Here is a 21,826-nt window from a genome sequence, read left to right as displayed (position 1 = left end):
TCAATATTGCGCCGCACTACTGAGGCTCACGCGGTTCAGGGGTGTCGGGCAAGGTAAAACCGGACACCGAACGCCGCAGTTGGCTGGCCATCTTGGCCAGGTTGCCAATGCTGTCGGCGGTGGCGGTCGAGCCGGACGAGGTCTGGCTGGTGATTTGCTGGATCACGTTCATGGTCAAGGAAATCTGGCCCGCCGAGGTGGTTTGCTGCTGGGCGGCATTGGAAATGCTTTGAATCAGGGCGGCGAGGTTTTGCGACACGCCTTCGATCTCTTCGAGCGCCACCCCGGCGTCCTGCGCCAGACGCGCCCCGCGCACCACTTCGGTGGTGGTTTGCTCCATGGAGATCACCGCTTCGTTGGTGTCGGCCTGAATCGCCCGCACCAGGGTTTCGATTTGCCGCGTGGCGGCCGATGAACGCTCGGCCAAGCGCTGGACTTCGTCAGCGACCACGGCAAAGCCGCGCCCGGCATCCCCGGCCATGGACGCCTGAATCGCCGCGTTGAGGGCCAAAATATTGGTCTGGTCGGCAATGTCGTCAATCAGGCTGACAATGTCGCCAATCTCTTGAGACGACTCGCCCAGACGCTTGATGCGCTTGGCCGTGTCCTGAATCTGGTCACGGATGTTGTCCATGCCGTGAATGGTGTTGTGCACCACTTCGTTGCCTTTGTTGGCAATCGCCACCGAGCGCTCGGCCACCGCCGAGGACTCTGACGCGTTGGCCGACACTTCATCGATGGAGTGGGCCATTTGCTGAATGGCGCCCGAGGCTTCGGCAATCTGCCGGGCCTGATGCTCGGAGGCTTCGGCCAGTTGCATCGCGGTGGCCTGGGTGTCTTGCACCGCCGCCGCCACTTGCCCGGCGGTGAGGTTGATGGTGGCCACCAGATCGCGAAGCTGGTCGACCGAGTAGTTGATCGAGTCGGCAATGGTGCCCGTGAAATCTTCGGTCACGGAGGCGGTGACCGTCAGGTCGCCATCGGCCAGGTCGGCAATTTCATCCAGCAAACGCATGATTGCGTTTTGGTTGCGGTCGTTCTTCTCGGCGGTTTCGCGCAGTTGGCGATTGGTTTCGCGCACCATCACCATACCGATCAGGATGATCGACGCCAGCGCCAGCAAGCCCAATACGTAGCCGCCGATGATGTCCAGCGAACGGCCGCTGGCAAGGTTCTCGAACCCGTTGGCCAGCATTGAGGCTTCGTCGAGCAAGGTCTGCGACAAGCTGAAGATATTGCTCGCGGCTTCGCGCACCTGAAACAACTGCGGCGAGGTTTCGAGGATTTCATCCACCGAACCCGACACAAACTGGAACAGCTCCGAGATTTCCTGCAAGCGGGCGCGGGCGTCTTTGTCTTCGACCTGCGAAATACGCATGCCCGCGTTGCCTTCGAGCATGCCGTTCAGCACTTGGCCGAAACGGTTGGCGTCACGCCCGAACGCATCGGCTGCCTGAGCCGCGGTTTCGTCCCCGGCCAGTACCGTGTTGACGGCGCCCAGAATCCGCTCGGCCAGCAATGATTGGCGTTGCGCCACCGCCACCTGGCTGGCCGGCGCTCCGCGCTGCAACAGGATCTCGACCACTTTTTCGTATTCGACCTGCAACTGCGGCACGGTTTCGGCCAGCGTTGCCGCCACTTGATGCAGCGAGAGCACGGTTTGTTCACTGGCCAAAATGGCGTTGGTGTTGCTCAGCAACTGTTCCCAGTCGCGCTGAACGGCCTGCATTTCTTTGTGAACGGCGGGTGGCGCGGCGGGCAGGCCGGTGGCCGGGTCGCCTTTTTTCAGGTAACCCCAGCGCTGGCTGAAGTCGTTGCGCGCATCGCTCAGCAGGCGGAACGCTGCGGCTTTACCGGCAGCGGCTTCAGTGGCGTTTTTGGCAATGCGCTGGGACAGCACGCGCAGCTCGCCCGCGTGGCTGATGTATTGCTTGTCGTAGTTGGACTGGGTGTTGAGGTAAGCAAAATTGGCGAACAACAGCATGATGAACACGATCAGGGCGATAAACAGCACGATGATCTGCGAACGGCTGCGCGACCCTTCCATTGGTTTAGCGTTGTTGGCTGCGGTCATCGATCAGGCCCTGACATGCTGTATGGATGCTTGAGGTTCCAGGTGCTCACTGCTCACACCGCGACCGCCCGGAACTCGGACGCTTGCGCCAAGGCAAACGGGCTGAATACCCACCAGTCATGGCCGGCGGCGAAGCGCCCTTGTACATAAGGCGCGAAAGGTAAGCCGGGGGAAACGGATGGTTGGGTGTCCAGATCCGTCTGGGCAAAGTGCTGCATGCCCAGCACTTCATCGACTTGCAGGCCGACGAAGATGTCGTCGTACTCCAGCACCAACACCCGGCGCTGTTTGCGCAATGTGGATAACTCGACGCCGAAAAAGCCGCACAAGTCCATGATCGGCAGCAGTTGCCCACGCAAGTTGGCGACGCCTCTGACCCAAGGTTTGACGCCCGGCAGCAAGGTGAAACGCGGCTCATGCAGGATCTCGGCGATTTCCCCCATTGGCGCCACAAAACACTGCTCGCCGATGCGAAATCCAATACCGCTCCAGGTGTGCGCCGCGGCGGGCTCGGCCACAGGCCCCGCCGCCAGCAAGCGACAGCGCTGGTCGATGTCGAGCAGCAGCTCAAACGCAGTCAGAGAATCGGGCATGGTGCGGCCATCACTTGTGCGTGGAGGCTGGCAGAAGTTCTTTGATTTTATCGGTCAGCGCGTCCTCATCGACCGGCTTGGTCAAATACCCTTTTGCTCCCTGACGAGAAGCCCAGAGCATGTCGGTCTCTTGATCCTTGGTGGTCACCACGATGACCGGGATCCCTTGGGTTTCCGGGTCTTTGGTCAATTGACGCGTGGCCTGGAACCCGTTGAGGCCCGGCATCACGATGTCCATCAGGACCAGATCGGGTTTTTCCTGGCGCGCCAGTGCGACGCCATCTGCGCCGTTGCCCGCCTGCAACACTTGATGGCCGTGCTTTTCGAGCATGCCGGTCAGTTTGTACATTTCAGTCGGCGAGTCATCGACGATCAGAATGCGAGCCATGGTGTTCCCCATTTATAAGGTGATCGGCCTGTTGACCGAGCATCAGTGAGCGTTTTGCACAACCGTGAAACCGGGCACGTGCGCCTTGATTGCATTGAGCAACTCGTCCCGACTGAAGGGTTTGGTCAAAAATTGATCAGACCCGACAATACGCCCTTTTGCCTTGTCGAACAGGCCGTCTTTGGAGGACAGCATGATCACCGGCGTGGACTTGAAGGAACGGTGGTTTTTGATCAGTGCGCAGGTCTGGTAGCCATCAAGGCGCGGCATCATGATGTCGACAAAAATGATGTGCGGATGATGGTCGACTATTCTGGCCAATGCATCGAAGCCGTCAACGGCGGTGATCACCTCGCAGCCAACGTTTTTGAGCAACGTTTCAGCGGTGCGGCGAATGGTTTTCGAATCGTCAATCACCATCACCTTCAAGGCGCTGGAATGCTTGTCCATATGTGCTCTACCATCGCCACGGCGACCCGTTTTGTTACAACGTTGCGATCCCGAAGCCCAAGTCCTTGGTAGACAAGGGCTGCAGGTGCTGTGCGAGCCTTTTTAGCACAGTCTCTACATGCAATCTATCGAACGTCCCGCCACCTGCTGGCGCAGACGGTTTTTCCTTGACCGAGACACCACACGGCGCCACTCTGGCGCCACTTTTAATTGCCTGCTGATCGCTTTTACAGCGATTGGCTTAGCTCACTACTGTTGAGGAATTTGCCATGAGCGTTCGAGTCGGGATTGTCATGGACCCCATTGCGAGCATCTCCTACAAGAAGGACAGCTCGCTGGCCATGTTGCTGGCTGCGCAGGCGCGCGGCTGGACGCTGTTCTATATGGAACAGCAAGACCTGTACCTCAATGAAGGCAAGGCGCGGGCGCGCATGAAGCCGCTCAAGGTGTTCGCCAACCCGGAAAAATGGTTTGAGCTTGAAGCCGAAACCGACACGGCCCTGAGCGATCTCGACGTGATCCTGATGCGCAAGGACCCGCCATTCGACATGGAATTCGTGTATTCCACCTACTTGCTCGAACAGGCCGAGCGTGACGGCGTCTTGATCGTCAACAAGCCGCAGAGCCTGCGCGACTGCAACGAAAAACTGTTCGCCACGCAATTCACCCAATGCACGCCGCCGACGGTCGTCAGCCGTCGCGCCGATGTCCTGCGCGAATTTGCAGCACTGCACGGTGATGTGATCCTCAAACCGCTGGACGGCATGGGCGGTACGTCGATTTTCCGTCATCGCGTGGGGGACCCGAACCTGTCGGTGATCCTCGAAACCCTCACCGCCAACGGCACTCAGCAAATCATGGCGCAAGGCTACTTGCCGGGGATCAAAGACGGCGACAAGCGCATCCTGATGATCGACGGCGAGCCTGTTCCCTATTGCCTGGCGCGCATTCCGGCGCAGGGCGAAACACGCGGCAACCTGGCCGCCGGTGGTCGCGGCGAAGCCCGCCCGTTGAGTGACAAGGATCGCTGGATCGCTGAACAGGTCGGCCCGACCCTGCGTGAAAAAGGCTTGTTGTTCGTAGGACTGGACGTAATCGGTGAGCACCTGACCGAAATCAACGTCACCAGCCCGACCTGCATCCGCGAGATCGATAACGCGTTCGGCACCAACATCGGCGCACTGCTGATGGACGCCATTGAGCGCAAACTGGCCGCTCGCTGATTTCTATCCGCCAGACACAGACCAACATTGCGTTATCATGCGCAGCCTGTGAAACCCGCGATGTTGGTCTTTTGCCATGACACTTCCCAGCGACCTGCCCTCTGAACTCACGCACGGCGGCGTGCGCGCGGCTGATCGTCTGGGGTTTACGCTGTTTGTCGCGGCACTGATTCACCTGGCGGTGATCCTGGGCGTCGGGTTCAGCATGAGCGAGCCCAAACAGATCAGCAAAACCCTCGAAATCACCCTGTCCACGTTCAAGAGCGAGAAGGCACCGAAGCAGGCGGACTTTCTGGCGCAGGACAATCAGCAAGGCAGCGGCACGCTGGACAAGAAAGCCGTGCCCAAAACCACAGAAGTGGCGCCGTTTCAGGCCAACGAAGTCAAAAAGGTCACGCCGCCCCCTGCCGCCCGGCCCGAACAAAAGCAGGCTGCACCCAAAGCCGCCGTTACCACCGTGGCGCCAAAGCCCAAAAAAGCCACGCGCGAGCCGCAGAAGGTCATCACCGAGGCCGCGCCCAAGGCCAGCATTCCGTCGTTTGACAGCTCCCAACTGTCGAGCGAGATCTCCAGCCTCGAAGCCGAACTGGCCAACGAGCAACAGCTGTATGCCAAAAGGCCCAAGATCTACCGCATGAGTGCGGCCTCGACCATGCGCGACAAAGGCGCCTGGTACAAAGAGGACTGGCGCAAAAAGATCGAGCGCATCGGCAACCTCAACTACCCCGAACAGGCACGCCGCGAAAAAATCTACGGCAAGCTGCGGCTGCTGGTCTCGATCAATCGGGACGGTTCGCTGCATGAAGTACTGGTGCTCGAATCTTCCGGCCAGCCGTTGCTGGATCAGGCAGCGCAGCGCATCGTGCGTCTGGCCGCGCCGTTCGCGCCGTTCACCGGTGACCTGGCCGACATCGACCGCCTCGAAATCATCCGCACCTGGAAATTCGCCCAGGGCGACCGGCTGTCCAGTAATTAATGCCGGGGTAAATGAGCGCTCGCGCCGCGTAGCCCAAGCGGCTTTCAAGGCGCGCCATCTGCCAACTTGTCAGTTTCACTTGTCAGCGCCACACTAAGGCTCATGAAAAACCGCGCACCGACCTACCTCAAGCATCAGTTCCTGATCGCCATGCCGCACATGGCTGACCCGAATTTTGCTCATTCCTTGACGTACATCGTCGAGCACACGGCCAATGGGGCGATGGGCCTGACCATCAATCGGCCGCTGGACCTCAACCTCAAAGATATTCTTGAGCAGTTGCGCCCCGATCGCGCCGTGCCCGAGCTGTGCGAGCACGTGCCGATTTATGCAGGCGGCCCGGTAATGACCGACCGCGGTTTTGTCCTGCACCCCGCCAGCATGAGTTTCGACGCCACGGTTGAGCTGCAAGAGGGCTTGGCGCTAAGCACGTCACTGGATGCCCTGGGCAGCATCGCCGACGGCAATGGCCCGCGACGCAGCCTGATTTGCCTGGGCTATGCCGGGTGGGAAGCCGGTCAACTCGAAGCCGAACTGGCTGACAACGCCTGGCTCACGTGCCCGTATTCTGCCCACATTTTGTTCAACACCTCGAGCGAGCTGCGCCTTGACGCGGCCGCCAAACACCTCGGAGTTAACCTCAACTTGTTAAGCACTCAAGCAGGTCACGCCTGATGGCCCACCTACGTTTACTGCTGGGTTTTGATTACGGCACCCGCTCCATCGGCGTCGCCGTCGGCCAGATGATTACCGGGCAAGCTCGCGAGCTGTGCAATTTGAAAGCCGAGAACGGCATCCCGAAGTGGGAAGAAATCGAGAAACTGATCAAAGAATGGCAGCCCGATGCCATGGTGGTCGGCATGCCGTTGAATATGGACGGCACCCCCAGCGAGTTCTGTGCTCGCGCGCAAAAATTTGCCAATCGGTTGAATGGCCGCTTCAATCTCCCCGTTTTTACCCACGACGAACGCCTGACCACCTTTGAGGCCAAGGGCGAACGCAAGGCCCAGGGTGGCCAGCGGGGCAGTTACCGCGACAACCCCGTCGACGCCATCGCCGCCAAACTGGTGCTGCAAGGCTGGCTCGACGAGCACCCGGCTGAACCTCAAGCCTGACATTGCGTTTAATTGTTTGACGCACCTCATTGTTTGCGCCCGTCGCAGCACGCATCCTGCGCGGGCCTTTTAAGGAGCCACCATGATCCTGCCTGTTCCCGCTGAACTGATCTCTCAGATGGCGCTTGATCTCAAGGCCCATCTGGCCCGCCGTCACATCACCGAGCCCCGTTTCATCGGCATCCGCACGGGCGGCATCTGGGTGGCCCAGGCGCTGTTGCGGGCCATGGACAGCGACGCGCCGCTGGGCACGCTGGACGTCTCGTTCTACCGCGACGACTTCAGCCAGAACGGGCTGCACCCGCAAGTGCGGCCGTCTGACCTGCCGTTCGAGATCGAAGGCCAGCACCTGGTACTGATCGACGACGTACTGATGAGCGGCCGCACCATCCGCGCGGCACTCAACGAATTGTTCGACTATGGTCGTCCGGCCAGCGTGACCCTGGTCAGCCTGCTCGACCTGGACGCCGCCGAGCTGCCGATCCGGCCGAATGTGGTGGGCGCGACCTTGTCGCTCAAACCGACCGAGCGGGTAAAATTGTCCGGCCCCGCGCCACTGACACTCGAACTCCAAGACCTATCTCAAGAACCCGCCCTTTAAGAGACCACTGCGATGACGCCTACAGACGCCAAGCGCCCGCTGCAGCTCAATGATCAGGGCCAGCTGCGCCACTTTCTGTCGCTCGACGGCTTGTCCCGCGAGCTGCTGACAGAGATCCTCGACACCGCCGACTCGTTCCTTGAGGTCGGCGCCCGTGCGGTGAAAAAAGTCCCGTTGCTGCGCGGCAAGACCGTGTGCAACGTGTTCTTCGAAAACTCCACCCGCACCCGCACCACCTTTGAAATGGCCGCCCAGCGCCTGTCTGCCGACGTGATCACACTCAATGTGTCCACGTCCTCGGCGAGCAAGGGTGAAACCCTGCTCGATACCCTGCGCAACCTCGAAGCCATGGCCGCTGACATGTTCGTGGTGCGCCACGGCGATTCGGGCGCTGCACATTTCATCGCCGAGCACGTGTGCCCGCAGGTCGCGATCATCAACGGCGGCGACGGCCGTCACGCTCACCCGACCCAGGGCATGCTCGACATGCTGACCATTCGCCGCCACAAGGGCGGGTTTGAAAACCTGTCGGTGGCCATTGTCGGTGACATCCTGCACTCGCGGGTCGCACGCTCGAACATGATCGCGCTCAAAACACTGGGCTGTCAGGACATTCGCGTCATTGCCCCAAAAACCCTGCTGCCTGTGGGCATCGAGCAATACGGGGTCAAGGTGTACACCGACATGACCGAGGGCCTGAAGGACGTCGACGTGGTCATCATGTTGCGCCTGCAGCGTGAGCGCATGTCCGGCGGCCTGCTGCCGAGCGAAGGCGAGTTCTACCGCCTGTTCGGCCTGACCACTGCCCGCCTGGCGGGCGCCAAACCCGACTGCATCGTCATGCACCCCGGCCCGATCAACCGTGGCGTAGAAATTGAATCGGCCGTGGCCGATGGCCCGCACTCGGTGATTCTCAATCAGGTGACGTACGGCATCGCCGTGCGCATGGCGGTGTTGTCCATGACCATGAGCGGGCAAACGGCCCAGCGCCAATTCGAACAGGAGAACGCCCAGTGAAGCTCAGCATTCTCGGCGCCCGTGTAATAGACCCTGCCAGCCAGTTGGACCAGGTCACCGACCTGCACCTGGAAGCCGGAAAAATCGTCGCCATGGGCGCGGCCCCGGCGGGTTTCTCGCCCGCCCGCACGCTTGACGCCAAGGGCCTTGTGGCCGCACCGGGGCTGGTGGACTTGAACGTTGCCCTGCGCGAGCCCGGTTACAGCCGCAAAGGCACAATTGCCAGCGAAACCCGCGCCGCCGCCGCCGGTGGCGTGACCAGCCTGTGCTGCCCGCCGCATACCAAACCGGTGCTCGACACCTCGGCCGTGGCCGAACTGATCCTCGACCGCGCCCGCGAAGCCGGCAACTGCAAAGTGTTCCCCATCGGGGCACTGAGCAAAGGGCTCGAAGGCGAACAACTGGCCGAACTGATCGCCCTGCGCGATGCCGGTTGCGTGGCCTTCGGCAACGGCCTGAGCAGTTTCAGCAACACGCGCACCTTGTGCCGCGCGCTGGAATACGCGGCCACGTTTGACCTGACGGTGATTTTCCACTCTCAGGACCGTGACCTGGCTGAAGGCGGCCTGGCCCACGATGGCCCGATCGCGGCCTTCCGTGGCTTGCCTGGCATCCCTGAAACCGCCGAAACCGTGGCGCTGGCCCGCGACCTGTTGCTGGTCGAGCAAAGCGGCGTGCGCGCGCACTTCAGCCAACTGACCAGCGCCCGGGGCGTCGCGCTGATAGCGCAAGCTCAGGCTCGCGGCCTTAAGGTCACCGCCGATGTGGCGCTCTATCAGTTGATCCTGACCGACGAAGCGCTGGTCGACTTCTCCAGCGTCTACCACGTGCAACCGCCGCTGCGCACCCGCGCCGACCGTGACGGGCTGCGTGAAGCCGTCAAATCCGGCGTGGTGCAGGCCATCTCCAGCCATCACCAACCCCATGAGCGGGACGCCAAACTGGCCCCGTTCGGCGCCACCGAGCCGGGCATGAGCAGCGTAGAGCTGTTGTTGCCGTTGGCGATGACGCTGGTCGAAGACGGTTTGCTGGACTTGCCGACGTTGCTGGCGCGCTTGAGCACCGGCCCGGCAGATGCCTTGAGCTTGCCAGCGGGGCGTTTGAGCGTGGGTTCGGCGGCCGATCTGGTGCTGTTCGATCCGGGCGCTTCCACCGTGGCCGGTGAAACATGGCACTCCAAAGGCGACAACTGCCCATTCCTGGGCCATTGCCTGCCAGGCGCCGTGCGCTACACGCTGGTGGACGGTCGAATCAGCTACGAAGGCTAAGGCGTCGCCTACACCCTCACCCCACCCCCTGCATACGGTAGAGGCTCGGGGTGAGGGTTTTTTTAGCGCTTAACGTCGCTCGGCATTCTTGATCGATATCTGGGTATTCAAGGTCCAGAAGTCGTACAAGACACCGATCAGGAACAAACCGCCCGTGAACAGGTAGATGATCCCGGTGATCCATTTGCCCATGTACATGCGGTGCAGGCCGAACACGCCTAAAAACGTCAGCAGAATCCACGCCACGCTGTAATCGGTATTACCCGATGTAAAGCGCAAGTCCGCTTCGCGGTCCATGCTCGGGATCAGGAACAAGTCGATCAGCCAGCCAATGCCCAACAAGCCCAGGGTGAAGAACCAGATGGTTCCGGTGACCGGCTTGCCGTAATAGAAACGATGAGCCCCCAGAAAGCCAAAAATCCACAGCAGATAACCCAGTACCTTGCTGTGGGTATCGTGTTGTACATCGTCTCGATAGCCGCTCATTAATGCCCCCTTGGGAGTCGATAGAAAAAAATTTACACTTTTTTTGTGACTTTTTTACTGTCTCGCAGCACGTAATAGTCTGTTGCAGGTTTTCGCGCAAACCCTTATGCCATCAGGCCTGCATCGCCACACTGTGACAATTTGCCACCGCCTTGAGGGTTTTTGACCCCCCGGTCCAATCGACAAACGGCCTTAGAAAGGACAAAAAAGCTGTTATAAAGTTGCGCGCTTAACCACTTAGAGCCCTGCCGAATGCGTCCTTTATTCAAGACATGGCTAACCATTTGCCTATTACTGCCTCTGGCCGCCCACGCCACCAACCGTGAGCAACGTCTTCCTTCGGGTTTCACCGGATACACCGCAAAGTCATCTGCGAGTGCACCGTTTGTAGCCTCTAACAGCAAAACCGTCTCACGTGCGACCTCCAGTAAAGTTCATCGCAAAGCTCCCGGCAAAATAGCGACCGCTTCTCTGGTCGCCGCCAACAAGCAAAGCAGCACCGTGCTGAGCCGTGCGGTCAACGTGCTGGGCACTCCTTATCGTTGGGGCGGCAGCAGCCCAAGTAAAGGCTTTGATTGCAGCGGGCTGGTCAAATACGCGTTCAACGATGTAGCGGCGGTCAATCTGCCCCGCAGTTCCAGCGCCATGGCCAGCGGCCACGGCCAGAAAGTCGATCGCAAAGACTTGAAGCCCGGCGACTTGCTGTTTTTCAACATCAAGAGCCGCAAGGTCAACCACGTGGCCATTTACCTGGGCAACGACCGGTTTATTCACGCGCCACGCCGCGGCAAGTCGGTGACCATCGACACCCTGAAAAAGCCGTACTGGCAGAGCCACTATGTAGTCGCCAAGCGCGTATTGCCCAAAGAGCAAACCAACCTGCGGGTTGCGCAGCGCTAACTGACATCGTTGAAGGGCAGCGCAAGGCTGCTCTTCGGCGGTTACAGGTCGATGATTCCCCTCTCCTGCAAGCGTTTCACACTCATGTCCAATGTCTGCATGCCGATCGCTGCGCCGGTCTGGATGACAGACGCCATCTGCGCCACTTTGTTTTCCCGTATCAGGTTCCGGATCGCAGGCGTACCGAGCATGATTTCGTGTGCCGCCACCCGTCCGCCGTCCTTTTTCTTGAGCAACGTCTGAGACACCACTGCCTGCAGTGATTCGGACAGCATCGCCCGCACCATGGCTTTCTCTTCGGCCGCAAACACATCGACGATGCGGTCAATGGTCTTGGCCGCACTGGGCGTGTGCAGCGTGGCAAACACCAGGTGCCCGGTTTCTGCGGCGGTCAGGGCCAACCGGATACTGTCGAGGTCGCGCATTTCACCAAGCACAATCACGTCCGGGTCTTCACGCAACGCTGAGCGCAATGCGTTGGCGAAACCGTGGGTGTCGCGGTGGACTTCGCGCTGATTGATCAGGCAGCGTCGCGAGGTGTGAACGAATTCAATCGGGTCTTCAATGGTCAGAATGTGTTGCTGACGCGTGCTGTTGAGGTGATCGATGAGGGCGGCCAGCGTGGTGGTTTTGCCTGAACCCGTGGCGCCGGTGATCAGGATCAGACCATGAGGCACGTTAAAGAGCGGGCTCAGCACTTGCTCCAAACCCAGTGATGCCAGGCTCGGCACCGTGGCGCCAATACGGCGCAACACCGCTGCGGGGCCATGCTGTTGCCTGAAGGCATTCACCCGAAACCGCCCCAGCTCCGGCACGGTGTACGAAAAATCAGCTTCGAGGGTTGTTTCAAACGCCTCGCGCTGCGACGCGGTCATCATGCTGTGGATAAGTTCGAGTACACACTGCGCACTTACGCTCGGCAGCTCGCACCGCTGCAGGTCGCCATCAATGCGCAGCAGCGGCTCCACGCCCGCAGACAGGTGCATGTCCGATGCGCCGCGCGCCACGCATACAGCCAACAGGTCGGCGATATCCATCCCCCCTCCCAATTCCAGTAGAATGCCGCAGACTTTCACCACGGCGGGCTTAATTGAATGTCCACGATAGCTGACAACATTGCTCAGGTTGAGGCGCGCATCCGTGCAGCCGCACTGGCTGTGCAACGCGATGTAACGAGCGTTCACTTACTGGCGGTCAGCAAGACCAAACCCGCCGCTGCGCTGCGTGACGCCTATGCCGCCGGGCTGCGCGACTTTGGCGAAAATTATCTGCAGGAAGCTCGCGCCAAACAGGTCGAATTAGCTGACCTGCCCTTGTGTTGGCACTTCATCGGCCCCATTCAATCGAACAAGACACGTGACATCGCTGAGCATTTTGCGTGGGTGCATTCCGTAGACCGCCTCAAAATTGCCCAACGTCTGTCAGAGCAGCGGCCAGATGGGCTGCCCCCGTTGAACATTTGCATTCAGGTGAACGTCAGCGGCGAAGCCAGCAAGTCCGGGTGTGCCCCGGCTGACCTGACGGCGCTGGCACACGCCATCAGCGCTTTGCCACGCTTGAAGCTGCGCGGGTTGATGGCGATTCCCGAGCCCACCGACGAGCGCGCCGAACAGGACGCCGCGTTTGCGAAGGTCCGTGAATTGCAAGAGGGCCTGAACATGGGCCTCGACACACTTTCCATGGGCATGAGCCATGACCTTGAGTCGGCCATTGCCCAAGGCGCCACGTGGGTGCGGATCGGTACTGCACTGTTTGGCGCTCGCGACTACAGTCAGGCCTGAAAAGGCTTGCCTCACACTTATAAGGATCGGTCATGAGCAAGACGCGTATTGCCTTTATCGGAGCCGGCAACATGGCTTCCAGCTTGATCGGCGGCCTGCTGGCCAAAGGGTTCGACGCTGCACAGATCCGCGCCAGCGACCCTGGCGCCGACACCCGCGCCAAGGTAGCGGCCGAACACGGTATCGACGTGTTCGCTGAAAACGAAAAAGCGGTGCAGGACGCTGACGTCATTGTCATTGCAGTCAAGCCACAGGCGATGAAGGCTGTGTGCCAGGACCTGCGTCCGCACCTTCAGCCCAAACAACTGGTGGTGTCGATTGCTGCCGGTATCAACGCCTCCAGTTTGCTGGAATGGTTGGGCACTCAGCCGTTGGTGCGCTGCATGCCCAACACGCCTGCCCTGCTGGGCAAAGGGGTCAGCGGTCTGTTCGCCACTCAGCAGGTCACCCAAGCACAACGCGCGCTGGCCGATGAGCTGCTGAGCGCTGTGGGCGTTGTGGTCTGGGTCGAGCAAGAAGCTCAGATCGACGCCGTGACGGCGGTATCGGGCAGTGGCCCGGCGTATTTCTTCCTGCTGATCGAAGCCATGACCAACGCGGGCGTGAAGTTGGGCCTGAGCCATGACGTCGCGGAGAAACTGGCCGAGCACACAGCACTCGGCGCCGCCTGCATGGCCGTGGACAGCGATGCCGACGCGGCCGAATTGCGTCGTCGCGTGACCTCGCCCGCGGGCACCACCGAAGCTGCAATCAAGTCATTCCAGGCCAGTGGTTTTGAAGCCACGGTCGAAAAAGCATTGAGTGCCGCCGCGCACCGCTCGGCCGAATTGGCCGAACAACTGGGTCAATAAAGGAGCAAATGATGTCAGGACTTAATGGCGCTGCCATTTTTGTGGTTCAAACCCTGGGCAGCCTGTATTTGCTGGTCGTGCTGTTGCGTTTCATCCTGCAACTGGTACGCGCCAATTTCTACAACCCGATCTGCCAGTTCATCGTCAAGGCCACGCAAACCCTGCTCAAGCCTATGCGCCGCGTGATTCCCAGCATTTTCGGCCTGGACATGTCGTCGCTGGTACTGGCCATTCTGGTGCAAATGGTGGTGTTCGTCATCGTGCTGACCTTGAGCTATATCCCGTTCAACATCCTAGGGCTGCTGCTGTGGTCGATCATCGGCGTGACGGCACTGTTCCTGAAAGTGTTCTTCTTCGCCATGATCATCAGCGTGATTCTGTCGTGGGTGGCACCGGGCAGCACCAGCCCTGGCGCTGAGCTGGTCAACCAGATCACCGAGCCGGCGCTGGCCCCGTTCCGTCGCTTCCTGCCGAACCTGGGCGGCCTGGACATCTCGCCGATCCTGGCGTTCATGGTCATCCAGTTGATCCAGAGCTACGTGATCCCGCCACTGGCCATGTCCGTCGGTATGCCGCTTGAGCTGTTCGGCCTGATCTGATGAGTTATTTCCGCTGGGACGGTGACGACCTGATTCTCGATTGTCATTTGCAACCCAAGGCCAGCAGCGATGAGTTCGCTGGCCTGCACGGTGACCGCCTGAAAATCCGGCTCACCGCCCCACCGGTCGAAGGCAAGGCCAACGCCCATTTGATGGCTTTTCTGGCCAAGGCGTTTGGCATCTCCAAAAGTCAGGTCAGCCTGATCAGTGGCGAACTCAACCGGCAAAAACGGGTACGCCTGCACAGCCCCAAAAAACTGCCGGTGCTGCCCGGGTTGACCCGTCCCGACCTCTAGGATCTGTTCCCGTTTGCGCGGGCTGCGACAGGCTGTACGACGGCCTTCAGAACAGCCTTCAAACGCGACCAAAGGGTTTTGCACCATTGCTTGCCGCTCGCTGCCCCGCTCATTAGACTTACGCCTCATTTAAATGAGAGCAGGGTCGATGCCAGCTGCCTTTCCCCCCGATTCCGTTGGTCTGGTTGTGCCTCACGTTGCACATTTCAGCGAACCGCTGGCACTTGCGTGCGGCCGCTCACTGCCAGCCTATGACCTGATTTACGAAACCTACGGCCAGCTCAATGCGTCGGCCAGTAATGCCGTGCTGATTTGCCACGCGCTGTCAGGTCATCATCACGCCGCCGGGTATCACAGCGTCGACGACCGCAAGCCCGGCTGGTGGGACAGCTGTATCGGCCCCGGCAAGCCCATCGACACCCGCAAATTCTTCGTGGTCAGCCTCAACAACCTCGGCGGTTGCAACGGTTCGACCGGCCCGAGCAGCATCGACCCCGACACCGGCCGCCCGTTTGGCGCGTCGTTCCCGGTGCTGACCGTTGAAGACTGGGTGCACAGCCAGGCGCGTCTGTCTGACCGCCTGGGCATCTCGCAGTGGGCCGCCGTGATCGGTGGCAGCCTTGGCGGGATGCAGGCATTGCAATGGAGCATCAGCTACCCCGACCGTCTGCGCCATTGTCTGGCCATCGCCTCGGCGCCGAAGCTCTCGGCGCAAAACATCGCGTTCAACGAAGTCGCGCGCCAGGCCATCCTCACCGACCCCGAGTTCCATGGCGGGTCGTTTCAGGAAAAGGGCGTCATCCCCAAACGCGGTCTGATGCTGGCGCGAATGGTCGGCCACATCACGTACCTGTCGGATGACTCGATGGGCGAAAAATTCGGCCGCGGGCTGAAGAACGAAAACCTTAACTACGACTTCCACAGCGTCGAGTTTCAGGTTGAGAGCTATTTGCGCTATCAGGGCGAAGAGTTCTCCGGGCGTTTCGATGCCAACACCTATTTGCTGATGACCAAGGCGCTGGACTACTTCGACCCGGCGGCGAACTTCGATGACGACCTGGCCAAGACCTTTGCGGGCGCCAAGGCACGCTTTTGCGTGATGTCGTTCACCACCGACTGGCGCTTCTCGCCCGCCCGCTCGCGGGAGCTGGTGGATGCGTTGATGGCCGCCAAAAAAGACGTGTGCTACCTGGAGATCGACGCGCCGCAGGGCCATGACGCCTTTCTGATTCCGATCCCGCGCTACCTGCAAGCCTTCAGCAACTACATGAACCGTATTGAACTGTGAGAACGCCATGAGAGCCGACCTGGAAATCATCCAAGACTGGATCCCCGCTGGCAGCCGCGTGCTCGACCTCGGTTGCGGTAATGGCGAACTGCTGAGCTGGCTGCGCGACAACAAGCAAGTCACCGGCTACGGGCTGGAAAACGACCCGGACAACATTGCCGAATGTGTTGCCAAAGGCATTAACGTCATTGAGCAGGATCTCGACAAAGGGCTGGGCAACTTTGCCAGCAACAGCTTCGACATCGTGGTCATGACCCAGGCATTGCAGGCCGTGCACTACCCCGACCGGATCCTCGACGAAATGCTGCGGGTCGGCCGTCAATGCATCATCACCTTCCCGAACTTCGGCCACTGGCGCTGCCGCTGGTACCTGGCCAGCAAAGGCCGCATGCCGGTGTCCGAGTTTTTGCCGTACACCTGGTACAACACGCCGAACATTCACTTCTGCACCTTTGAAGACTTCGAAGCGCTGTGCCGTGAGCGTGAAGCGCGTGTCATCAACCGCCTTGCCGTGGATCAACAACATCGACACGGGTGGGCCAGCAAGATATGGCCTAACCTGTTGGGCGAGATTGGCATTTACCGTGTCAGCAGTCCTGGCCTTCAGGACCATAACGTCGCGGTTTAACAGGTTCGCTCAAAGGAGAAAGACCATGGGTCGTATTGGGTTACTACTGCTTTCAATGTGTTTGGGCGCGCAGGCCATGGCGGCCGACGTGAATCCTGCCCAACGGCAGCAGACGTTTGGCGACATGACGGTGTATTACAACGCGTTCCCGTCTACTTTTCTGACGCCTAAGATTGCCCAACAGGTTGAGGTCTCGCGCAGCAAGAACAACGCCGTGCTGAACATCACCGTCAACAAGGCGGGCAAAAATATACCGGCCAATGTGCAGGGCACGGTTAAAACCGGGGATGAAAAGCCAAAGCGCCTGAGCTTCCGGCAAGTCGGCAAAGGTGGCGAGATCAATTACTTGGCCCAGTTCCCGGTCAAAGGCCCGCAAACCTTCACCTTCAAGGTGGATGTAAAAGCGGGCGGCGCTGGCGCTGAAACAATCGAATTTACTCAAATGGTCGCTCCAATCGAATGATGAACTTCACGCAACTGGTACTCGCCAGCCACAACGCGGGCAAACTCAAAGAACTTCAGGCCATGCTCGGCGAGTCGGTGCAGTTGCGCTCGATTGGAGAGTTCAGCAGCGTCGAGCCGGAAGAAACCGGCTTGTCGTTTGTCGAGAACGCCATTCTTAAGGCCCGCCATGCATCGCGCATTTGCGGGCTGCCCGCATTGGCGGACGACTCGGGGCTGGCGGTGGATGCTCTGGGCGGCGCGCCAGGCATTTACTCTGCCCGTTATGCCGATGGCCAGGGCGATGCGGCGAACAACGCCAAATTGCTCGATGCCCTCAAAGACGTGCCGCAAGCCGAACGCGGCGCGCAGTTTGTCTGCGTCCTGGCCTTGGTCCGCCACGCTGACGACCCGCTGCCGATTATCTGCGAAGGCTTGTGGCACGGGCGCATTCTGCCTGCCGCCAGCGGTGAGCATGGTTTTGGCTACGACCCGCTGTTTTGGGTGCCTGAACGCAATTGCTCCAGCGCCGAGCTCAGCCCGGCGGAAAAAAACCAGCTCAGCCACCGCGCTCGCGCCATGGCTTTGCTGCGTCAGCGTCTGGGCTTGAAATGACCCACGACACACCTCCCCAGCCGCTCTATCTCGGTGCGGCTGGCTTTTCTCAGCAGGCGCCCCGCGCCCCCCTGACACAACTGCCGCCGCTGTCGTTGTACATCCACATTCCGTGGTGCGTGCGCAAATGCCCGTATTGCGATTTCAATTCCCATACCGCCAGCCCGGAACTGCCCGAAGAAGCCTACGTGGACGCGCTGCTGGCCGATCTCGATCAGGACCTGCACGCGGCATATGGGCGCGAGCTGAGTTCTATTTTCTTTGGCGGTGGTACGCCGAGCCTGTTCAGCGCCGCGGCGCTGGGCCGTTTGCTCAAAGGCGTTGAAGCACGCATTGCGTTTGCCGTCGATATCGAAATCACGCTGGAAGCCAACCCCGGCACGTTCGAGCAGGAAAAGTTCGTCGCGTACCGTGCGCTGGGGATCAATCGGCTGTCCATTGGTATCCAGAGTTTTCAGCCAGAAAAGCTCAAGGCACTGGGGCGTATCCACAACGGCGACGAAGCCGTGCGTGCCGCTGGCATGGCGCGTCAGGCGGGGTTTGACAACTTCAACCTGGACTTGATGCACGGCTTGCCCGATCAGTCGCTGGACGACGCCCTGAGCGACCTGCGCCAGGCCATCGCCCTCAAGCCGACGCATCTGTCGTGGTATCAACTGACGCTGGAACCGAACACGGTGTTCTGGAACCAGCCTCCGACGCTGCCAGAAGACGACACCCTGTGGGACATTCAGGAAGCGGGGCAAGCCCTGCTCGCCGAACATGGCTACGCACAGTACGAAGTGTCGGCCTACGCCCTGCCCGGCCGACCGGCGCGGCATAACCTCAACTACTGGAGCTTTGGCGACTTCATCGGCATTGGCGCCGGTGCCCATGGCAAGTTGAGCCATCCCGATGGCCGCATCGTGCGCACCTGGAAAACCCGCCTACCGAAGGATTACCTAAATCCGGCGAAGAGCTTTCAGGCTGGCGAGAAAGTTCTGACTGCCGAAGAACTGCCGTTTGAGTTCCTAATGAACGCCTTGCGCCTGACTGACGGCGTGGATTCAGCCCTTTATCCACTGCGCACCGGCTTGCCCCTCGACAGTTTGTACGCCGGACGTGAAGCCGCCGAACAAAGTGGCTTATTGCAGGTCGAACCGACACGCCTGGCGGCGACTGCCCGAGGCCAGCTGTTTCTCAATGACCTGTTGCAGCACTTTTTGACGTAAGGAAATCGAATGGACTTGGTACTCGACCTGCTTGCCACGGTATCGCGCTGGAGCCGCAGCCACCTCTCGGAGATCTCCCTGGCATTGATTGGCTGTTTGCTGGTGCTGTTTGGCGCTGACTTCAAGGGCTGGGTCGAGCAACGTCTGGGCAGTATTGCAGGCGCCTTGCGCGTCCCGCTGATGGCGCTGTTGTGCCTGATCGGCAGCGGCGCAGCGCTGATCTACGCCACGCCGTGGGTCGAGCGCGGGCTGAGTCAGTTCAACAACTACAGCCTGGCGCCGGTGTTGCTGGTGGTGTTGGTGCTGATCGGCGTGGTGGCTGATCGCCGCTAACCTGTAGCTGCAAGTGCTGGCCGGGGGGATAAAGGCCACGCAGAAAGCAGCCGATTGTGGGCTACGCTTGGGTATCGCCTGATACGTGAGCACTGCCCATGCCGAAGCTTTTAAATGGCAATCTCGATGCACTGAAAGTGGCGCTGGCGATAGCCGTCGTCGCGCTGCACTGCAAGATTCTGGGCGGTAATGACACGGCCATCGGTTACATGCTGGGCAATGGGCTGTTTCGGGTCGCGGTCCCTGTCTTCTTTATCATCAACGGGTATTACCTGTTCCACACCCTCAGCGAAGGCCACTCGTTCGGCACGTGGTTCAAACGCGGTTTGTGGATGTACCTCTTCTGGATGCTGGTCTACAGCCCGTTTTACGTCGACCCTGCGACGCTGGGCTCTCTTAAAGGTGTGCTCGGGATCATCAAGTCTTTGCTGATCGGCTATTTCCACCTCTGGTATCTGGTGGGCATGCTCGGCGGTGGACTGATCCTGTATGCGCTGCGCAATTCGGCCACTCCAACGCTGATGACGCTGGCCCTGATCGCCTATGCGATCGGGCTGACATTGCAATATGCGCGTGTTTATTACGTTCTGCCCGACCCCCTGCTGCAGCACTTCAATCAAAACGACTACGCCGCCCGTAACTTCCTGTTCATGGGTTTCCCGTTCATGTGCATGGGGTTTGTGTTGGCCAGGCATCAGGTCCCGCAAAAGGTGACACGCCCATGGGTGTGGGGCTGGCTGGTGGCGGGCACAGCCCTGATGCTGGCCGAGTCGTACATCAATTACTCGCTGCGGGCCAAGCCGCAGGTGTATTTCGACTTTATGTTTTCGTTGCCCGTTCTCACGCCCGCGTTGTTTTTGCTGGCGTGCGTGTATTTTCGGGCGTCCACCCGCAACACGGCGGCCAAGGTGTCTTCGGCGGTGTATTACATCCATCCAATGTTTATTTTGGGGGCACTGGCGGCGGGGATGGCGTACGGCAACCTGCTGGCGCTGGTGGTCATCGCCCTGGCGCTGGCGGCCGCGCCGGTGCTGATCCTGCTGAGCAAACGCGTCAGGTTCGTGCTGTGATGCAACGCGACGGACGTCGCCTAAAGAAACCGGCCCCCGAACGGAGGCCAGTCATTGAAAAACGGCTCAGGCCAGTTTTTCGAACTTCAAGTCCCACACGCCATGCCCAAGACGTTCGCCGCGGCGTTCGAACTTGGTGACCGGGCGCTCAGCAGGGCGCGGCACGCAACGGCCGTCTTCGGCCAGATTGCGGTAACCCGGTGCCACGTTCATGACTTCAAGCATGTACTCGGCATAGGGTTCCCAGTCGGTGGCCATGTGCAAGACACCGCCGACCTTGAGCTTGGAGCGCACCAGTTCCGCGAAAGACGCCTGCACGATGCGGCGCTTGTGATGGCGGCTCTTGTGCCACGGGTCCGGGAAGAACAGCAGCAGACGGTCCAGGCTATTGTCCGCGACGCAGCGGGTCAGGACTTCGATGGCGTCGCAATCGTAGACACGCAGATTGGTCAGGCCCTGGGTCAGCACGCCATTGAGCAACGCGCCCACGCCCGGACGGTGAACTTCGACCCCGATGAAATCCTGCTCCGGCGACGCTGCTGCCATCTCCAGCAGGGAATGCCCCATGCCAAAGCCGATTTCCAGCGTGCGCGGTGCAGAGCGGCCAAAGACCTGATCGAAATCGACCGGCGCATCGGCCAGCGGCAAAACGTACAGCGGCGCACCTTGATCGAGGCCGCGTTGCTGGCCTTCGGTCATACGCCCGGCGCGCATGACAAAGCTCTTGATGCGACGGTGCTGGCGATCTTCGCCTTCTTCCGGGGTTGGGGTATCGAGTGGTTCAGTCATCAGGGGCTCTTACTTGATCAGACCATCCAGCGGCGAGGAGGCGCTGGCATAGAGTTTTTTCGGCATACGCCCGGCCAGATAGGCCAGACGACCTGCCTCAATGGCGTATTTCATGGCTTGGGCCATGAGGATCGGGTGCTGGGCATTGGCGATGGCCGAGTTCATCAGCACCGCTTCGCAGCCCATCTCCATGGCGATTGTCGCGTCGGAGGCCGTGCCCACGCCCGCGTCCACCAGCACCGGAATGTTGGCTTCTTCAAGGATGACCCGCAGGTTGTACGGGTTGCAGATGCCCAGACCGCTGCCGATCAGGCCAGCCAACGGCATCACGGCCACGCAGCCCATGGCTTCGAGCTCACGGGCGATGATCGGGTCATCACTGGTGTAAACCATCACGTCAAAACCTTCCTTGACCAGCACTTCGGCGGCCTTGAGGGTTTCGATCACGTTGGGGAACAGGGTTTTCTGGTCGGCCAGCACTTCAAGCTTGACCAGGTTATGGCCATCGAGCAGCTCACGGGCCAGACGGCAAGTGCGCACCGCTTCAATGGCGTCAAAGCAACCGGCCGTGTTCGGCAGGATGGTGTAACGGTCTGGCGGCAATACATCGAGCAGGTTCGGCTCGCCGGGGTTCTGACCGATGTTGGTGCGACGCACGGCGACTGTGACGATTTCAGCACCCGAGGCCTCAATGGCCAGACGGGTTTCTTCGAGGTCGCGGTATTTGCCCGTGCCCACCAGCAAACGGGATTGGTACGTACGGCCGGCCAGGATAAACGGCTTGTCGCTGCGAACATTGCTCATCGGTAAACCTCTTGAATATGAATTCTCAG

General features: G+C 60.2%; 27 protein-coding genes. 19 read left to right on the top strand and 8 right to left on the bottom strand.

From position 1 onward, the window contains the following. Window positions 1-16: 16 nt before the first annotated feature. Genes IF654_RS01940 through pilG form a run of 4 tightly spaced genes read right to left on the bottom strand, consistent with a single transcriptional unit; the run spans window position 17 to window position 3,505 of the window. Window positions 17-2,074 carry a methyl-accepting chemotaxis protein gene (locus tag IF654_RS01940; protein ID WP_047283232.1) on the bottom strand — a complete coding sequence of 686 codons (2,058 nt, stop codon included), beginning with the start codon at window positions 2,072-2,074 and terminating at the stop codon, window positions 17-19. A 53-nt stretch (window positions 2,075-2,127) separates the two neighbouring features. After that, the gene (locus tag IF654_RS01935) at window positions 2,128-2,667 is read right to left on the bottom strand and encodes a chemotaxis protein CheW (RefSeq protein ID WP_047281469.1); all 540 of its coding nucleotides are present in this window, start codon (window positions 2,665-2,667) and stop codon (window positions 2,128-2,130) included. Window positions 2,668-2,677: 10 nt separating this feature from the next. Continuing rightward, the gene (pilH, locus tag IF654_RS01930) at window positions 2,678-3,055 is read right to left on the bottom strand and encodes a twitching motility response regulator PilH (protein ID WP_047281470.1); all 378 of its coding nucleotides are present in this window, start codon (window positions 3,053-3,055) and stop codon (window positions 2,678-2,680) included. Between the two features lie 42 nt (window positions 3,056-3,097). Then, on the bottom strand, window positions 3,098-3,505 hold the full coding sequence (pilG, locus tag IF654_RS01925; RefSeq protein WP_048375337.1) for a twitching motility response regulator PilG: 408 nt from the start codon (window positions 3,503-3,505) through the stop codon (window positions 3,098-3,100). A gap of 269 nt (window positions 3,506-3,774) precedes the next feature. Between pilG and gshB the strand changes: the two genes are divergently transcribed. The 7 genes from gshB (at window position 3,775) to IF654_RS01890 (ending at window position 9,705) form a co-directional block, all read left to right on the top strand. Further along, a complete protein-coding gene (gshB, locus tag IF654_RS01920; protein ID WP_047278335.1) occupies window positions 3,775-4,728 on the top strand; it encodes a glutathione synthase in 954 nt (317 codons plus the stop codon). A gap of 76 nt (window positions 4,729-4,804) precedes the next feature. Beyond that, window positions 4,805-5,704 (top strand): energy transducer TonB, encoded by a 900-nt coding sequence (locus tag IF654_RS01915; RefSeq protein WP_047278337.1) that lies wholly within the window; start codon window positions 4,805-4,807, stop codon window positions 5,702-5,704. A gap of 102 nt (window positions 5,705-5,806) precedes the next feature. Then, window positions 5,807-6,379 carry a YqgE/AlgH family protein gene (locus IF654_RS01910; protein ID WP_083333066.1) on the top strand — a complete coding sequence of 191 codons (573 nt, stop codon included), beginning with the start codon at window positions 5,807-5,809 and terminating at the stop codon, window positions 6,377-6,379. After that, window positions 6,379-6,819 carry a Holliday junction resolvase RuvX gene (gene ruvX, locus IF654_RS01905; RefSeq protein ID WP_047278341.1) on the top strand — a complete coding sequence of 147 codons (441 nt, stop codon included), beginning with the start codon at window positions 6,379-6,381 and terminating at the stop codon, window positions 6,817-6,819. The genes IF654_RS01910 and ruvX overlap by 1 nt, the downstream gene beginning before the upstream one ends. A gap of 82 nt (window positions 6,820-6,901) precedes the next feature. Next, the gene (gene pyrR / locus IF654_RS01900; RefSeq protein ID WP_047278343.1) at window positions 6,902-7,420 is read left to right on the top strand and encodes a bifunctional pyr operon transcriptional regulator/uracil phosphoribosyltransferase PyrR; all 519 of its coding nucleotides are present in this window, start codon (window positions 6,902-6,904) and stop codon (window positions 7,418-7,420) included. 12 nt (window positions 7,421-7,432) lie between these two features. Then, window positions 7,433-8,437 (top strand): aspartate carbamoyltransferase catalytic subunit, encoded by a 1,005-nt coding sequence (locus IF654_RS01895; protein WP_047278345.1) that lies wholly within the window; start codon window positions 7,433-7,435, stop codon window positions 8,435-8,437. Further along, window positions 8,434-9,705, top strand: coding sequence for a dihydroorotase (locus tag IF654_RS01890; RefSeq protein ID WP_194862807.1), 1,272 nt, complete (start codon window positions 8,434-8,436; stop codon window positions 9,703-9,705). The genes IF654_RS01895 and IF654_RS01890 overlap by 4 nt, the downstream gene beginning before the upstream one ends. A 69-nt stretch (window positions 9,706-9,774) precedes the next feature. Here the strand turns inward: IF654_RS01890 and IF654_RS01885 are convergent, their stop codons facing one another. Next, on the bottom strand, window positions 9,775-10,191 hold the full coding sequence (locus IF654_RS01885) for an NINE protein (RefSeq protein WP_047278349.1): 417 nt from the start codon (window positions 10,189-10,191) through the stop codon (window positions 9,775-9,777). Between the two features lie 252 nt (window positions 10,192-10,443). Here IF654_RS01885 and IF654_RS01880 point away from each other — a divergent pair, with 252 nt between their 5' ends. Continuing rightward, entirely contained in the window at window positions 10,444-11,091 is a 648-nt protein-coding gene (locus tag IF654_RS01880) for a C40 family peptidase (protein WP_047279454.1), read from the top strand. 41 nt (window positions 11,092-11,132) lie between these two features. Here the strand turns inward: IF654_RS01880 and IF654_RS01875 are convergent, their stop codons facing one another. After that, window positions 11,133-12,128 (bottom strand): type IV pilus twitching motility protein PilT, encoded by a 996-nt coding sequence (locus IF654_RS01875; RefSeq protein ID WP_194862808.1) that lies wholly within the window; start codon window positions 12,126-12,128, stop codon window positions 11,133-11,135. 57 nt (window positions 12,129-12,185) lie between these two features. Here IF654_RS01875 and IF654_RS01870 point away from each other — a divergent pair, with 57 nt between their 5' ends. From IF654_RS01870 to IF654_RS01820, 11 genes are all read left to right on the top strand, one after another. Beyond that, the gene (locus tag IF654_RS01870; RefSeq protein WP_047281473.1) at window positions 12,186-12,872 is read left to right on the top strand and encodes a YggS family pyridoxal phosphate-dependent enzyme; all 687 of its coding nucleotides are present in this window, start codon (window positions 12,186-12,188) and stop codon (window positions 12,870-12,872) included. A gap of 32 nt (window positions 12,873-12,904) precedes the next feature. Next, window positions 12,905-13,723 (top strand): pyrroline-5-carboxylate reductase, encoded by an 819-nt coding sequence (proC, locus tag IF654_RS01865; protein ID WP_094988773.1) that lies wholly within the window; start codon window positions 12,905-12,907, stop codon window positions 13,721-13,723. A gap of 11 nt (window positions 13,724-13,734) precedes the next feature. Then, window positions 13,735-14,322, top strand: a complete 588-nt coding sequence (locus tag IF654_RS01860; RefSeq protein WP_194862809.1) for a YggT family protein — start codon at window positions 13,735-13,737, stop codon at window positions 14,320-14,322. After that, entirely contained in the window at window positions 14,322-14,618 is a 297-nt protein-coding gene (locus IF654_RS01855; protein ID WP_047279458.1) for a DUF167 domain-containing protein, read from the top strand. Before IF654_RS01860 ends, IF654_RS01855 begins: the two co-directional genes overlap by 1 nt. Before the next feature lie 148 nt (window positions 14,619-14,766). Further along, complete coding sequence (gene metX / locus IF654_RS01850; RefSeq protein WP_047278370.1) at window positions 14,767-15,906, top strand: homoserine O-succinyltransferase MetX; 1,140 nt, start codon at window positions 14,767-14,769, stop codon at window positions 15,904-15,906. Between the two features lie 7 nt (window positions 15,907-15,913). After that, window positions 15,914-16,534 carry a methionine biosynthesis protein MetW gene (gene metW, locus IF654_RS01845; protein ID WP_047279459.1) on the top strand — a complete coding sequence of 207 codons (621 nt, stop codon included), beginning with the start codon at window positions 15,914-15,916 and terminating at the stop codon, window positions 16,532-16,534. 25 nt (window positions 16,535-16,559) lie between these two features. After that, the gene (locus tag IF654_RS01840; RefSeq protein ID WP_169880112.1) at window positions 16,560-16,997 is read left to right on the top strand and encodes a DUF4426 domain-containing protein; all 438 of its coding nucleotides are present in this window, start codon (window positions 16,560-16,562) and stop codon (window positions 16,995-16,997) included. Further along, entirely contained in the window at window positions 16,994-17,590 is a 597-nt protein-coding gene (gene rdgB, locus IF654_RS01835; protein ID WP_047278379.1) for an RdgB/HAM1 family non-canonical purine NTP pyrophosphatase, read from the top strand. The genes IF654_RS01840 and rdgB overlap by 4 nt, the downstream gene beginning before the upstream one ends. Further along, complete coding sequence (hemW, locus tag IF654_RS01830; protein WP_194862810.1) at window positions 17,587-18,801, top strand: radical SAM family heme chaperone HemW; 1,215 nt, start codon at window positions 17,587-17,589, stop codon at window positions 18,799-18,801. Before rdgB ends, hemW begins: the two co-directional genes overlap by 4 nt. A gap of 9 nt (window positions 18,802-18,810) precedes the next feature. Beyond that, window positions 18,811-19,134, top strand: coding sequence for a DUF3392 domain-containing protein (locus IF654_RS01825; protein ID WP_047278383.1), 324 nt, complete (start codon window positions 18,811-18,813; stop codon window positions 19,132-19,134). A gap of 98 nt (window positions 19,135-19,232) precedes the next feature. Beyond that, window positions 19,233-20,204: an acyltransferase family protein gene (locus tag IF654_RS01820; protein WP_047278384.1), complete on the top strand. Its 972-nt coding sequence runs from the start codon at window positions 19,233-19,235 to the stop codon at window positions 20,202-20,204. A gap of 66 nt (window positions 20,205-20,270) precedes the next feature. On the opposite strand, the gene trmB is transcribed toward IF654_RS01820, so the two are convergent. Continuing rightward, entirely contained in the window at window positions 20,271-20,993 is a 723-nt protein-coding gene (gene trmB / locus IF654_RS01815; protein ID WP_047279463.1) for a tRNA (guanosine(46)-N7)-methyltransferase TrmB, read from the bottom strand. 9 nt (window positions 20,994-21,002) lie between these two features. Further along, window positions 21,003-21,797: a thiazole synthase gene (locus tag IF654_RS01810; protein WP_047278387.1), complete on the bottom strand. Its 795-nt coding sequence runs from the start codon at window positions 21,795-21,797 to the stop codon at window positions 21,003-21,005. Between the last annotated feature and the right edge of the window lie 29 nt (window positions 21,798-21,826).

The organism is Pseudomonas lundensis (genome assembly GCF_015377145.2).
Taxonomy (GTDB): Bacteria; Pseudomonadota; Gammaproteobacteria; order Pseudomonadales; family Pseudomonadaceae; genus Aquipseudomonas; species Aquipseudomonas lundensis.
The sequence above is the reverse complement of the archived record's forward strand: the minus strand, read 5'-3'. Positions and strand labels throughout refer to the sequence as shown.